Raw genomic sequence first — 13,455 nt, forward strand, 5'->3', positions numbered from 1 at the left:
CGATGCTCAGGCCGCCCGCAATGCCGATGGGATCAGCGGCTCGTCGAGCAGCCTGCGGAACCGTTCGGTGAGGGTGACCTCGGCGGGCCGATCGTCCAGCCAGTCCCGCAGCAGCCGGTAACCCTCGACGTACGTGCTGGTGTAGGCGCGCCACAGCGGCGAGGACAGGAACCGCAGCGACTGCCTGGCCCGTTCGTCGCTGACCAGCAGCCAGCGCCGCAGGAACGCCGCCACCTCGTCGGCGTCGCGGTGCTCGTCGTGCAGCATCAGCGCGGCGTCCTGGCGGACGTCGGCCAGCGCCGCGGTGGCCGCGGACACCTCTTCGGCGCGTTCCCCGTCGAAGCGAAGCCCGAGGTCGGCGTAGATTTCGGCGGCCCACGCGCCCCACTTCGGGCCGATCGCCGCATACAGCGCGAGGTCTGCCAGACCCTCGGCCATCAGGCACTGCGGGGTGTTGACCAGAAACAGCGTCTGCTCCTGCTGGTCACGCTCGGCCACGAGGCCCGCCTCCTTGCGGCAGTGCTCGGTGTGGTGGCCCGGATACGACTCGTGGGCCACCAGCCGCGGCAGGTTGGCCATCTGGTGCTTGAGATCGGCGTTGACGGCCACGGTCGAGCGGTAATCGCCGAGGTAGTAGTTGAACCCCGACCACGGTTTGTCGGTCACCACCTCGTAGTTGATCGTCTCGCTGTCGCGCAACGGGAACTCGGCGCGCACCGTGTCACGAAGCGCGCTGGAGAACGCGTGGATGCACTCTTCAAGGCGTTCGGGCGGGATCTCCTCGGCGCTGCGGTAGGCAGCCATGCGCTCGGCCAGCGGACCCGTGCCGCCGAGCGCCTCGTCGAGACGGGTATGCGCCTCGCGGTAGCGGTCGGGGTCACCCTTGCTGATCTGCACGTCGAAATAGGCGTCGACCTCGTCGACGAAGCCGACGGGCTCGCCGGCGAACTTCCGTCCGGCACACGCCAGCGCCCGCAGATGGGCGCCGATGTAGTCGGCGCGCGCGTCATCGAAAGCCGACGGGCCCGATGGCCCGTTGGTGCGGGGCACATTCGGGATCTCGGCGAACAGCCGGTCGGCCTGGCGGGCCAGGTCAGCGGGGTCGGGAGCCGGTTCGGACGCGACGGCCTCCCGCAGCGCGGGGTCACCGGTGAATGAGTCGACGTAGCCTTCCTCGATCAGGTCGAACCGCAGGCCGAGCAGCAGATATTCGCGGATCAGGGTGCCGGGGTCCATAGCGAACACGCTAACTGGAAGACTGAGGACATGCCGCGGCTGAGCGAGCCGAGCCCCTACGTGGAGTTCGACCGGAGTCAGTGGCGCGCGCTCCGCATGTCGACCCCCTTGAAGCTCAGCGAAGACGAGCTCATCAAGCTGCGTGGCATCGGCGAGAAGATCGACCTGCTGGAAGTCGAAGAGGTCTACCTGCCGCTCGCCCGGTTGATCCACCTGCAGGTCGCGGCGCGGCAGCGGCTGTTCGCCACGACCTCCGAATTCCTCGGTGAGCCTCAACAGAACCCGGACCGGCCGGTGCCGTTCATCATCGGCGTCGCGGGCAGTGTGGCGGTGGGCAAGTCGACGACGGCCCGTGTGCTGCAGGCGCTGCTGGCCCGCTGGGAACACCACCCGCGGGTTGACCTCGTCACCACCGACGGATTCCTGTATCCGAACGCGGAGCTCGTCCGTCGGAACTTGATGCACCGCAAGGGTTTTCCGGAAAGCTACGACCGCAGGGCACTGATGCGCTTCGTCACCGCGGTGAAGTCAGGGTCCGACTATGCCTGTGCGCCGGTGTATTCCCATCTGCTCTACGACATCGTCCCGCACGAGAAGCAGATCATCCGGCATCCGGACATCCTGATCCTCGAGGGCCTCAATGTCCTGCAAACCGGTCCTGCGCTGATGGTTTCGGATCTGTTCGACTTCTCGGTCTACGTCGACGCCCGCATCGAGGACATCGAACAGTGGTACATCTCCCGGTTCCTGTCGATGCGTGCAGGCGCGTTCGCGGATCCGGCCTCGCACTTCCACCACTACTCCACCCTTAACGACGACCAGGCTGTCTTCGCGGCGAGCGACATCTGGCATTCGATCAACCGTCCCAACCTGATCGAGAACATCTTGCCGACGCGCCCGCGGGCGACGCTCGTGCTGCGCAAGGACGCCGATCACTCCATCAACCGACTGCGACTGCGCAAGCTGTAACCGCGAGAAGACGCAAAAGTACCCTTCGCCAGAGCGTTTCGGGTACTTCTGCGTCTTCTCGGCGACAGAGTTCAGCGCTTCTTCAGGCGCCGAAGGCCCTGGTACTGCAGCTCTGCGAACACCAAGGTGTACACACCGGTGGCGAGCGTGCCAACCACGCCGATTGTCGTCAGCGGCATCCAGTCGGAGACGACGAACACCACGGCGCCGAGCGTGTACAGCAGGTTGGCCGCGATCACGGCGATGCCCGGCTTTCGCAGTTCAGACAGTTGGGCGAGCGCAAGCACTACGAGGCCGTAGGCGATGAAGAAGGCACTCAGCGAATACTCGAAGTTCACAGTGGTGCCGGACTTTTCGGCCATCCACCCCGCAAGAGGAATTCCTGCGATGCCCGCGAGGCCGGTGAGCACAGCGTCGAGCCGCAGCGCGAAGCGCAACAACGAGTCCGTCGACTCCTTGAGATGCGGCGTGATGATGACGGTCATCGGTTTACCCCCAGCCGGCGCAGGCCGATGTACTGCACTGTCCCGATGACGGCGGTGTACAGCGCGCCGCCGAGAAGGAGCGCGATGCCCCATGTGGTCAGCGGCCAGATCCCGGCCGCCTCCGCCGCCACGAAGCCGATTGTGAACAGTGCGTTGGCGGTGATGGTGGCGATCGCGCCTGGGCGGACCCGGTCGAGGCCCGCGAGCCAGTAGACGACCACGCCGTAGACCAGGAAGAACACCCCGAGCGCATATTCGACGGCCACGGGGACCCCGGTCAGCGACGCAAGCCGGCCCGCGGCGGCAACGAACGGTACGCCGACGATGCCGACGAGCACCGCGTCGAGGCGCATCGCGAAGCGAAGCAACCCGTCGCGGGCACCGGTTGTGGAATCGGTGATTGCGGTCATGCGTTTTCCTTCGGTTGAATTGACGTTACGACGCGCGGTGCACGCCGAGGTACTGCAGGCCCCCGATGACGGCGGTGGGAGCGAGGGACCGTTCCGGAGCCGACGCCGCAACCTCTGCACGGTTGGTTGTCGCTCCTCGCGTGCGCGACGCCAGCTCCGGACCAGTCATGAGGGGGTCACGCCAGGCGGCGCACCCCGAGGTATTGGGCGTAGGCGAAGGCGACCGTGACGACGATGAACGCGATCGTCGACGCCACACCGAGTGCGGTAAGCGGCAGCCAGCCCGCGATCAGCACAACGGCGACCAGGACCGCGAACGCGACGTTGCCCATGAACACGGCGACGCCGACGCGGCGCACGTTCGGCACCCCTGCCGCGAGGTACAGCGCGACGCCGTATCCGACCAGTGCGGCACCCGCGATCCATTCCGATGTCGCCGACAACCCCGACAGCTTCGACAGCGGGTCGGCGGCCATGGCGACGAACAACCCCAGCGCCGCGCACAAGGTGGCGTCGGCACGAAGAGCGAAACGCAACAGTGAGTCTGTGCTCTCCCGGACGGGCCGGGTGGTGATGGCGGTCATGGGAATGATGTTGCGCAGATCTCACTGCCAGATCGACGCCAGACGCTGCCAGCTACTGCCAACCGCAGGTCAAAGCGTGTTATGCGTCCTGGGTGGCGACGATGTTTCCGCGCAGATCCGCGGCGATCAGCCGCGCCGCGGCGTTCTGCCAGTTGTGCAGGGACCGCTGCGGCACCTCGGTGACCATCCACTGCCACGCCTGGCGCGCGACCGGATCGAGGCCTGCCGCGGTCGCGTTCTGCGCGTACGCGCGCACGCCGACGACGTAGGGGAAGTACAGCGCGTTGTAGTGCCGCCACTGCTCGGTGGTGCCGAACTCACCGCCGTCGCGGGGCTTGAGCCGGGCGATGCGGTCGGCCAGTAGGGCCTTCAGTTCGTTGGCGCGTTCGAGGGGCTGGTCGGGCGCTCCGCGGGCGGCGAGGCGTTCGTCGATGATCGGCAAGGCGGTCAGCGGGCTGGCGACGAGCTTCGACAGGTCGCCGTAGTGGCCGAGTGCGCGCCGGGTGAGCCGGGCGAAGGTCTCGTCGTCGACGTGCTCGAGCGGGTTGGCCGATCGCAGCGGCAGCGCCGCCTCGGTGCGCCGCAGCGTCGCGCGGTCGGCGCGCAGTCCGGGCGAGCGGGAGAACGCCAGCCGGTCGAGCAGGCCCGCCAGCGGATCGGCAAGCACGTTGATCGCGATCGCGATGCCGATGCTGGTGAACAACAGCACGGTCAGCGCAGTGCGCTCCGCCGTCAGGGCCATCCCGATCAACGCCTGGCCGCCGAACAGCACCACCACCACACCGGTCGCGACGAATGAGCGGAGCATGTCGCTTCGCAGTGCCTGACCCTCGTCGAAGGCGTCCCACATCGCGACGGCAACACCGAGTAGGACGACGTCGAACCCGGTGGACGCCAACGCAAGCCAGCTCGGCACCAGCCCGAGCGGGATCACCAGGATGGCGTTGCCGAGCGCAAAGAACAGCGTCGCAACGACGAGGTAGCCCACCACGGGCCGCGGCTGCCACGGTCCGAACACCGCTCGCAACATCGCGCCGAGCGACGACAGCGAGATGACGGCGAACATCACCCAGTGGCCCACCCGCAGCGGGCCGTCGACCGTGCCCGCCATCGCCGCCCCGATCCACGCGCCGGCCGCGACCGCGGCGACGGCCGTCAACTCGGCGGCACGACTGCGCGACGTGTCGTGCGGTCGCGAGAGCTCCAGCAGCACCGCGAACCACGCGATGCCCGGCACGGCGACCAGATAGATCTCGATACCGCTCAGCCAATTCAGACCGCTGGTCACCCGCACGGCGTCGAGCGCAACCACGGTCGCGAAACTCGTCAGGCCGACGGCTGCCAGCACCAGAACCGGCTTACGCGGATCGCGGGCCAACAGGTAGAGGCCCAGCCACCAGCTGAGCGAGAAGACCAACGCTGAGAGCGCCGCCATAAGCCAAGTGTGACATGACGGATCGCGGGCCGGCCGCGCAGAACCGTCAGCGGCCGTACCGGCGGTGCCGCGCGGTGTAGTCGCGCAGCGCGCGCAGGAAGTCCACGCGCCGGAACTCCGGCCAGTAGGCCTCCGTGAACCACATCTCCGAATACGCGCTCTGCCACAACAGGAAGCCGGACAGCCGCTGCTCTCCCGAGGTGCGAATCACCAAATCGGGATCGGGCTGACCGGAGGTGTAGAGGTTCTCCGAGATCGCTTCGGCGGTGACGGCCTCGATCAGCTGGTCACCGGAGGCGCTGTTGGCGAGTTGCTTGCCGAGCAGCTGCCGCACCGCGTCGACGATCTCCTGCCGCCCGCCATAGCCGACGGCGACGTTCACGTGAAAGGTTTCGGTTGCCGCTTCGGCCTGTGTCGACTCGACGGCGTCACGCAGGCGTCGGGCCGGCTCCTCACCCAGCAGCTCGAGGTCGCCCACCGTGCGCACGCTCCACTTCTTGGCCGGCGCGCAGATCTCCTCCACCACGTCGGTGATGATCTCGATCAGCGACGCCAGCTCTTCGGGGTCGCGTTGAAGGTTCTCCGTCGAAAGCAGGTAGACGGTGGCCATCTCGATGCCGGCCTCCTGGCACCAGCGGAGCATTTCTGCGATCTTCGCCGCACCGACCCGGTAGCCGTAACTCACGTCATCGTGACCGGCGTCACGGGCCCACCGCCGGTTCCCATCGCAAAGAACCGCGATATGGCGGGGCAGTTCGGATTTCGAGGCCGCGAGACCCTGCCGCAACCGCATCTCGTAGACCCGGTACATCGGCTCCTTGAGACGAGCGGGAATGATCTCCACGAAAATCCACAGTACTGTGGCGGTCGGGAATCACCGAGTAGCCAGAGGAGGTGACGTGAGCGCCTCAATCGACACCGAAGAGCCGGATCGCACGCAGCGTCGGGGGGAAGGCGCCGAAGACTTTCCCGAGGCCGTCGTCGACCGCGTCGCACAAGCCATCGGCAAGCCGAGGGCGCGCGGCTGGATCCATGTCTATGCGGCCGTCGTCGCGCTGATCTGTGGGGCCACGCTCGTGTCGGTCTCCTGGGCGATGGAGGGCACCAGGGCCGGCCTCGCGACGCTGCTCTACACGTTCACGATCGTGGCGATGTTCGCCGTAAGCGGCACGTATCACCGGGTGAACTGGAAGTCGGAAACGGCGCGCAAATGGATGACGCGCGCCGACCACTCGATGATCTTCGTGTTCATCGCGGGCAGTTACACTCCGTTCGCCTTGCTGGCGCTTCCGTCGAACGAGGGCATGGTGCTGTTCTGGATCGTCTGGGCGGGCGCCATTGCGGGCGTGCTGCTCAAGATGTTCTGGCCGTCGGCGCCGCGCTGGCTCGGCGTACCGCTCTACATACTGCTGGGCTGGGTGGCCGCCTGGTTCGTCGGCCCGATCATGGACGGCGCGGGTGTCGCGGCCCTGGTGCTGCTGATCGTCGGCGGCGCGCTCTACAGCATCGGCGGCGTGCTCTACGCGCTCAAATGGCCCAACCCGTGGCCCACGACATTCGGTCACCACGAGTTCTTCCACGCCTGCACGGCGGTGGCGGCGATCCTGCACTACATCGCGATGTGGTTCGCCGTCTTCTCGTCGTGATTTCGGCGCGTTCGCGTGCGGTTAGCGTCGATTAGCGCGCCGAAATCACTCGGCTAGGCGGGCTTCATGTCCTCCGGGCCCCAGTAGGCCTTCATCGACGCGATCTTGCCGTCGCCGTTGAAGGTCATCGTGCTGATGATCTCGATCCGCAATCGGTTGCCGCCGATCTCTACGGTGAGCGCCCAGTAGAAGGCCGCCTCGTTGCCGAGCGCCCGCAGCGTGAACAATTCGGTCGCATTGTCGCCCTTTGGGATCATCGCGTAGAACCCGCGGATCGCCTCGCTGCCGATGTGCACCTCGCCGCCGACCGGATCCTCGACGGTGCCGTCCTCGGCGTAGAGGTCGACGATCTCGTCGACCTTGCCCGCTGCGGCGAGGTCGAGATAGCGCTTGACGGTCGTGGCGTTGTCTTCGGGCGTCGACATGCGCCGAACGCTACACGGGCGCGCCGAGCGCCGACGCGAGGTCCCCGACGGTCGTGACGGGCAGATCGCAGACCCGGCCCCGGCACACGTAAGCGGCGTCGGCGCCACCGATCCGGCCCCTTTCGGCCAGCAGCTCCGACGAGTTCATCGCTCCACCGACCACCACCGCGCCTCCCGGCGCCAGCGCTCGTGCGGCGGTGAGCAGCGCCGAATCGGGATCGTCTGTGGAGACGGCGATTTGAATGGGGCCACGAACGGCGGCCTCAGCAACAGCCAACCAGTGTCCTCCTGATCGCGGCAGCTTCGCCAGCACCGGTGTCGCGGTCGCCAACGATTCTGCGGCGGCCGTTGCGTACCGGTCGGTCCGCGGCGCGGGCACCAAATGCGCTGCGGTGAGCAAGGCTTCGGCGATAGACGACGCGCCCGACGGCGTCGCACCGTCGAGCGGATCAGCGGGGCGCACCAGCAGTTGCTCGGCGTCGTCGGCGGTGTCGAACCACCGGCCCGGCTTCTCCTGGTCGGCGAAGTGTGCCAGCGCAATGTCCAGTAACCCCGTAGCGGCATCCAGCCACCGCGCCTCGCCGGTGAGTTGATGGAGTGTCAGCAGCGCGGTGGCCAGCGTCGCATGGTCCTCGAGGATCGCGGCGCTTTCGCCGACCTGGCCGCCGAGGCTGGCCCGTCGAAGCCGGCCGTCGACGAGGTGCAGGTTCAGCAGCGCATTGGCGCATTGCCTTGCGGCGTCGAGGTATTCGGGCTCATCGAGGGCGACGGCGGTCTCCGCTAGCGCGGTGATCGCCCAGCCGTTCCACGAGGTGACGACCTTGTCGTCGCGGCCGGGCTGCGGCCGGGTGGACCGCGCCGCCAACAGGGCGGCCCTGACCCGGTCGAACCGGTTCTGATCGTCGGGGTCGGCGGGCAACTGCAGCACCGAGCTGCCATGCTCGAAGGTGCCTGCCTCGGTGACACCGAAAAGCGCTGCAGCCCATGCTCCGTCCTCGGCGCCGAGTACTTCGGCGAGTTGCGCAGGCGTCCACGCGTAGGTCAGCCCCTCGTGGCCGTCTGCGTCGGCATCCAGTGACGAGATGAACATGCCACCGGCGCTCAGCTCGTCGATGATGAACCGTGCGGTCTCGGCTGCAACCCGCCGCGCCAACGGATTTCCCGTGCGTCGCGCCCAGTGGGCGTAGGCGCGAAGCAGCAGGGCGTTGTCGTAGAGCATCTTCTCGAAATGCGGCACCACCCAGGCGTCGTCGACGCTGTAGCGGGCGAACCCCCCGGCCAGCTGGTCGTAGATGCCGCCGCGGGCCATCGCGGTCGCGGTGCGTTCGACGGTCGCCAGCGGCGCGGGTGCGCCGGTGCGTTCGTGGTTGCGCAGCAACGCATCCAGCAAGGCCGACGGCGGAAACTTCGGCGCGCCGCCGAAGCCGCCCCTGGCCGTGTCCTCGTCGCCGAGGACCGCCGCGACGGCGTGGTCGCACAGTGCCGGCGTCATCTCGGGTCCGCCGCCGGGCAGACCGGATGCCATCGAGCGCAGCTCGCCGATGATCTGGTCGGAGGCCTGCTCTACTTCGTCGCGCCGCTGCTGCCAGGTATCGGTGATTGCCGCGAGCAGTTGCAAAAAGTTCGGCTTCGGGTAGTAGGTGCCGCAGAAGAACGGTCTGCCGTCAGGGGTGAGGAAGCAGGTCATCGGCCAACCGCCCTGGCCCGTGAGCGCGACGGTGGCGTTCATGTACACCGAGTCGATGTCGGGGCGCTCCTCGCGATCCACCTTGATGCAGACGAAGTCGGCATTCATCGCCGCCGCCGCCTGGTCGTCCTCGAACGACTCGTGGGCCATCACGTGACACCAGTGGCAGGCGGCGTAGCCGATCGACAGCAGGATCGGTACGTCGCGCTGTGCCGCCTCGGCCAGTGCTTCGGCGTTCCACTGCCGCCAGTGCACCGGGTTGTCGGCGTGCTGGCGCAGGTACGGGCTGGTCGCCTCGACGAGGGTATTGCCCGGATAAGCCATCAGGGCGCCTTGCGGTCCGTGTCCTCGGCTACGACGTCGGAGACCACGACGTCGGAGACGGTGCCCTCGTCGGCGGCCTGATCCGGCTGCGGATTCGTGCGGTCGAACGACTCCGGCAGCTTTTTGAGGTGCCGATTCATCGACCTCACCAGCAGGAAGGTGCCGATCAGCAGCAGCACGACGATCAAAAGGCCGAACGGGCTGGCCTTGCCGAAATCGGGCCCGGTGTCCTTGGGCGCCTCGTCGGCCAGCAGGCCGGCGATCATCACCAGCGTGTCAGTCATCGCCCGGCTCGATTCCTGCGAACAGATCGGTCTCGGGCAGGCTGACCGGCACGCGCGACCGGGCCAACTCGAACTCCTCGGTCGGCCACAGCCGCTGCTGCCACTCGATGGGTGCGGCGAAGAAGTCGCCGCTCGGGTCGATCTGGGTGGCATGGGCGCGCAGCGCGTCGTCGCGCTGGGAGAAGTACTCCGAGCACTCGATGCGCGTCGTCACGCGGGCCGCGAACACGTCGATCTCCGGATCCCAGTGCCTGAGCCACTTCTCGAAAGGCCCCGTCTGCCCATGCTTGGCGAACTCCTCCTGCAGCAACTGCATGCGCTGACGCAGGAAGCCGTGGTTGTAGTACAGCTTGCTGACGCTCCACGGCTCCCCGGGGGCATCGGGGTACAGCCGGAAGTCGGCGGCCGCCTCATATGCGGCGACCGACACCTGGTGGCAGCGGATGTGGTCGGGATGCGGGTAGCCGCCGTTCTCGTCGTAGGTCGTCATCACGTGCGGTTTGAACTCGCGGATCACCTTCACCAGCGCCTCGGTGGGCCGCTCGAGCGGTTCGAGCGCAAAGCAGCCTTCCGGCAGCGGCGGCGGTGGGTCACCCTCGGGCAGGCCGGAGTCGACGAACCCCAACCAGTGGTGCTCGACCCCGAGGATCTCGGCGGCCTTGCGCATCTCGTCGATCCGTATCTCGTGGATCCGACCGTGTACTTCCGGCAGGTCCATCGCCGGGTTGAGAATGTCGCCGCGCTCGCCGCCGGTCAGGGTCACCACCATCACCCGCGCGCCTTCTGCGGCGTAGCGGGCTGTGGTGGCGGCACCCTTGCTGGACTCGTCGTCCGGGTGGGCATGCACCGCCATCAACCGCAGTTGCTTCAAGTGGTTCCTCATCACGTCGACACGTTTCAACCAATTCGCGTACCCCTATAGTTCCAGTCCTAGTAGATGTATCCGACCGACGGGGCACCGAAAACACCGATGATTGATCGTCCCGCAGCACGCTACGGGCGGCAGCGCATGTCGCGCAGGTCACGTCGCTGGTGGGCGGTCGGTCTGACCGCGACGGTCCTCCTCGCCGGTGTGATCGTCGCGATCGTCGCGTCGCAGAAGCTGGGCAGCGGTGACGTCGAGGGCGAGCTGGGCGGCTACCAGCTGGTCGACGACGAGACGCTATCGGTGACGGTCAAGGTCACCCGGTCGGATCCGTCACGGCCGGTGGTCTGCATCGTTCGGGCCCGCGCCATCGACGGCAGCGAGACCGGCCGCCGGGAAGTGTTGGTGCCGCCGTCGTCGCAGGACACCGTCAACATCACGGTGACCGTCAAGTCCACCCGGCCACCGGTCGTCGGCGACGTCTACGGGTGTGGAACGGACGTACCGGGCTATTTGGTGGCCTCCTGATAGCGTCGTCGAACCGGGCGGGCAACAAACGGCGAACAGCCAATACGCGAAAACCCGCTGATCCACCGGTGGTAGCATTGGCCGATACACGGTTCCTGCAGGGGCCGTGTATTGCTGCTTTTGCGCGCTGATTGAGCGCTGGCCGACGTGGCAATACATACGGGGCTCCCAGCAGACGAAACAGACTTCTCACGCGGAAAGCGCAAGACGAAGACAGGAGCGCGACGACATGACCGACACCCAGGTCACCTGGCTGACCCAGGAGGCACACGACCGACTGAAGGCAGAGCTGGACCAGCTCATCGCCAACCGGCCGATCATCGCCGCGGAGATCAATGACCGTCGCGAAGAGGGCGACCTGCGGGAGAACGGTGGCTACCACGCCGCGCGTGAAGAGCAGGGCCAGCAGGAAGCCCGGATCCGTCAGCTGCAGGAGCTATTGAACAACGCCAAGGTCGGCGAAGCCCCCAAGCAGTCGGGTGTGGCGCTGCCAGGCTCCGTGGTCACCGTGTTCTACGGCGACGACAAGTCGGACAAGGAGACCTTCCTGATCGCCACCCGCCAGGAGGGCGTCAGCGACGGCAAGCTCGAGGTGTACTCGCCGGCGTCGCCGCTGGGGAGTGCGCTCATCGACGCCAAGGAAGGCGAAAGCCGCACCTATACCGTGCCGAACGGCAACACCGTCAAGGTCACGCTGGTCAAGGCCGAGCCCTACCACTCCTGACCCAAGCCGGCCGAAGCAAGCACGTTAAAGTCCGTCCGTGGCGCAGATCGCAGAGGACTTGTTCTTGCTGCTGCTGGACAACGCCGAGTCGCAGCCCGGTCTGGACCGGTCGCGACGCAATCGCGTGCTTTCTGGAGCAGTACTTCTGGATCTGGCGCTGCTGTGCCGTGTCCGGCCTGCCATGAACGGCGAACCCGTCGCACCCGGTCGGCTGGTCGCGTTGGAAGGTCCGATGCCACTTGATCCGATCATGGACCCGGCGTTCGAACTGCTGGCCCGTCGCCCGCTGACGCCGACCGCGGCGGTGTCCAAGCTGCGCCGTGGCGTGCAGGACAACATCGCCGGCTTCCTCGAGCAGACCGGCCAGATCCGACGTGTCCGGTTGCACGACAACCGATTCAGCCATTTGTCGTCATGGCCGGTGGTAAACCGGGAGCGGGTCTCTCAGGCCCGGGCTGCGCTGTTGTCGGCGCTGTTCGACCGGGAACCGCCGACTGCGCCGACCGCCGCGATCGTGTCGCTGCTGCACGCCGTCGACGGCCTCGGTGCGCTGCTGAGCCTCAACGACCGCGGATGGCGATGGGTACACATGCGCGCAAGCGAAATCGCAAGCGGCAGTTGGGTCGACGAGTATGAGACGGCGCTGCCTGAGATGAACCTCGCGGTGACGGCGTCGGCGATGCGGCAGGCGCTAGCCTAGGGCCTGCTCCAGATCGGCCAGCAGGTCGGCGGAATCCTCGATGCCCACCGAAAGCCGGACCAGGTCGTCGGGCACCTCGAGTTGCGAACCCGCCGTCGACGCGTGCGTCATCGCGCCGGGATGCTCGATCAGCGACTCCACCCCGCCCAGCGACTCGGCGAGGATGAAAACCTCTGTCCGCGAACAGAAATCGCGGGCGGCCTGCACGCCGCCGCGAAGGCGGGCCGACACCATGCCGCCGAACGCGCTCATCTGCTTGGCCGCGACTTCGTGGCCGGGGTGACTCGGAAGGCCCGGATACAGCACCTTCTCGATCGCGGGGTGGTTCTCCAGGAACTCGGCGACCAGAGCGGCGTTGTCGCTGTGGCGCTGCATGCGCAGCACCAGCGTCTTGAGACCGCGCATCGTCAGATAAGCGTCGAACGGGCCCGGGACCGCACCCGCCCCGTTCTGCAGGAAGCCGAACGCCTCGTCGAGTTCGCCGTCGCTGGTCAGCAGAGCGCCGCCGACGACATCTGAATGGCCACCGATGTATTTCGTCGTCGAGTGCAGCACGATGTCGGCACCCAGCACCAGCGGCTGCTGCAAGGCGGGTGAGGCGAACGTGTTGTCCACCAACACCTTTGTGTTCGACGGTGCCGCGATCGCGGCGATGCCGCTGATGTCGGCGATCGACAGCAGCGGGTTGGTGGGTGTTTCGACCACGATCAGCTTGGTTTGCGGCGTGATAGCCGCGCGCACCGCGTCGAGGTCGGCCAGCGACACTGCGGTGTACTCGATGCCCCACTTCGTGAAGACCTTGTCGATCAGCCGGAAGGTACCGCCGTACGCATCGTCGGGCATCACCACGTGATCGCCGGGACGCAGCACCGCCCGCAGCGCGCAGTCGGTGGCCGCCATCCCCGAGCTGAACGCGCGCCCGTAGACCGCCTCCTCGACCGCCGCCAGCGACGCCTCGAGCGCCGCGCGCGTCGGATTGCCGGTACGGGCATACTCGAATCCTCCGCGCAGCCCGCCGACGCCGTCCTGCGCGAAGGTCGAACTGGCGTAGATCGGGGCGTTGACGGCACCGGTCTGCGGGTCGGGACGGAATCCGGCGTGGATCGCTTTGGTGGATAGGCCCTGCCACCTGCTGTGCTCACTCACAGCGCCC

16 protein-coding genes are annotated in these 13,455 nt (G+C 67.2%); 5 read left to right on the forward strand and 11 right to left on the reverse strand.

Going from position 1 to position 13,455, the window contains the following annotated elements:
• Positions 1-6 precede the first annotated feature (6 nt).
• A complete protein-coding gene (locus tag C6A82_RS20725; RefSeq protein ID WP_105341919.1) occupies positions 7-1,236 on the reverse strand; it encodes a DUF885 domain-containing protein in 1,230 nt (409 codons plus the stop codon).
• A 30-nt stretch (positions 1,237-1,266) separates the two neighbouring features.
• On the opposite strand from C6A82_RS20725, the gene coaA reads away from it, so the two are divergent.
• On the forward strand, positions 1,267-2,205 hold the full coding sequence (gene coaA, locus C6A82_RS20730) for a type I pantothenate kinase (RefSeq protein WP_311101446.1): 939 nt from the start codon (positions 1,267-1,269) through the stop codon (positions 2,203-2,205).
• 71 nt (positions 2,206-2,276) lie between these two features.
• On the opposite strand, the gene C6A82_RS20735 is transcribed toward coaA, so the two are convergent.
• The 5 genes from C6A82_RS20735 to C6A82_RS20755 form a co-directional block, all read right to left on the reverse strand.
• On the reverse strand, positions 2,277-2,690 hold the full coding sequence (locus C6A82_RS20735) for a hypothetical protein (protein WP_105344796.1): 414 nt from the start codon (positions 2,688-2,690) through the stop codon (positions 2,277-2,279).
• Positions 2,687-3,100, reverse strand: a complete 414-nt coding sequence (locus tag C6A82_RS20740) for a hypothetical protein (RefSeq protein ID WP_105344798.1) — start codon at positions 3,098-3,100, stop codon at positions 2,687-2,689. The genes C6A82_RS20735 and C6A82_RS20740 overlap by 4 nt, the downstream gene beginning before the upstream one ends.
• 176 nt (positions 3,101-3,276) lie before the next feature.
• Positions 3,277-3,684 carry a hypothetical protein gene (locus tag C6A82_RS20745; RefSeq protein WP_105344800.1) on the reverse strand — a complete coding sequence of 136 codons (408 nt, stop codon included), beginning with the start codon at positions 3,682-3,684 and terminating at the stop codon, positions 3,277-3,279.
• A gap of 79 nt (positions 3,685-3,763) precedes the next feature.
• Positions 3,764-5,119, reverse strand: a complete 1,356-nt coding sequence (locus C6A82_RS20750; protein ID WP_105344801.1) for a hypothetical protein — start codon at positions 5,117-5,119, stop codon at positions 3,764-3,766.
• A 46-nt stretch (positions 5,120-5,165) separates the two neighbouring features.
• Positions 5,166-5,963 carry a (2Z,6E)-farnesyl diphosphate synthase gene (locus tag C6A82_RS20755; RefSeq protein ID WP_105344803.1) on the reverse strand — a complete coding sequence of 266 codons (798 nt, stop codon included), beginning with the start codon at positions 5,961-5,963 and terminating at the stop codon, positions 5,166-5,168.
• A gap of 55 nt (positions 5,964-6,018) precedes the next feature.
• On the opposite strand from C6A82_RS20755, the gene C6A82_RS20760 reads away from it, so the two are divergent.
• Positions 6,019-6,765, forward strand: a complete 747-nt coding sequence (locus C6A82_RS20760) for a hemolysin III family protein (RefSeq protein ID WP_233216908.1) — start codon at positions 6,019-6,021, stop codon at positions 6,763-6,765.
• Positions 6,766-6,818: 53 nt separating this feature from the next.
• On the opposite strand, the gene C6A82_RS20765 is transcribed toward C6A82_RS20760, so the two are convergent.
• The 4 genes from C6A82_RS20765 to mca are packed head-to-tail and all read right to left on the reverse strand — an operon-like array spanning position 6,819 to position 10,356.
• Positions 6,819-7,190, reverse strand: coding sequence for a nuclear transport factor 2 family protein (locus C6A82_RS20765; protein WP_105344806.1), 372 nt, complete (start codon positions 7,188-7,190; stop codon positions 6,819-6,821).
• A 10-nt stretch (positions 7,191-7,200) separates the two neighbouring features.
• Positions 7,201-9,201 carry a thioredoxin domain-containing protein gene (locus tag C6A82_RS20770; protein ID WP_105344807.1) on the reverse strand — a complete coding sequence of 667 codons (2,001 nt, stop codon included), beginning with the start codon at positions 9,199-9,201 and terminating at the stop codon, positions 7,201-7,203.
• Positions 9,201-9,485 carry a hypothetical protein gene (locus tag C6A82_RS20775; RefSeq protein ID WP_105344809.1) on the reverse strand — a complete coding sequence of 95 codons (285 nt, stop codon included), beginning with the start codon at positions 9,483-9,485 and terminating at the stop codon, positions 9,201-9,203. The genes C6A82_RS20770 and C6A82_RS20775 overlap by 1 nt, the downstream gene beginning before the upstream one ends.
• Positions 9,478-10,356, reverse strand: coding sequence for a mycothiol conjugate amidase Mca (gene mca / locus C6A82_RS20780; RefSeq protein ID WP_105344819.1), 879 nt, complete (start codon positions 10,354-10,356; stop codon positions 9,478-9,480). The genes C6A82_RS20775 and mca overlap by 8 nt, the downstream gene beginning before the upstream one ends.
• 99 nt (positions 10,357-10,455) lie before the next feature.
• Here mca and C6A82_RS20785 point away from each other — a divergent pair, with 99 nt between their 5' ends.
• From C6A82_RS20785 to C6A82_RS20795, 3 genes are all read left to right on the forward strand, one after another.
• Positions 10,456-10,878 carry a DUF4307 domain-containing protein gene (locus tag C6A82_RS20785; protein ID WP_105344820.1) on the forward strand — a complete coding sequence of 141 codons (423 nt, stop codon included), beginning with the start codon at positions 10,456-10,458 and terminating at the stop codon, positions 10,876-10,878.
• A 229-nt stretch (positions 10,879-11,107) separates the two neighbouring features.
• The gene (gene greA, locus C6A82_RS20790) at positions 11,108-11,602 is read left to right on the forward strand and encodes a transcription elongation factor GreA (protein ID WP_067072922.1); all 495 of its coding nucleotides are present in this window, start codon (positions 11,108-11,110) and stop codon (positions 11,600-11,602) included.
• Between the two features lie 37 nt (positions 11,603-11,639).
• Complete coding sequence (locus C6A82_RS20795) at positions 11,640-12,302, forward strand: GPP34 family phosphoprotein (RefSeq protein ID WP_105344810.1); 663 nt, start codon at positions 11,640-11,642, stop codon at positions 12,300-12,302.
• Here the strand turns inward: C6A82_RS20795 and C6A82_RS20800 are convergent.
• Entirely contained in the window at positions 12,294-13,448 is a 1,155-nt protein-coding gene (locus C6A82_RS20800; protein WP_105344812.1) for a cystathionine gamma-synthase, read from the reverse strand. The two genes, C6A82_RS20795 and C6A82_RS20800, sit on opposite strands and share 9 nt — an antisense overlap.
• Between the last annotated feature and the right edge of the window lie 7 nt (positions 13,449-13,455).

Source organism: Mycobacterium sp. ITM-2016-00318, from assembly GCF_002968285.2.
Taxonomy (GTDB): Bacteria; Actinomycetota; Actinomycetes; order Mycobacteriales; family Mycobacteriaceae; genus Mycobacterium.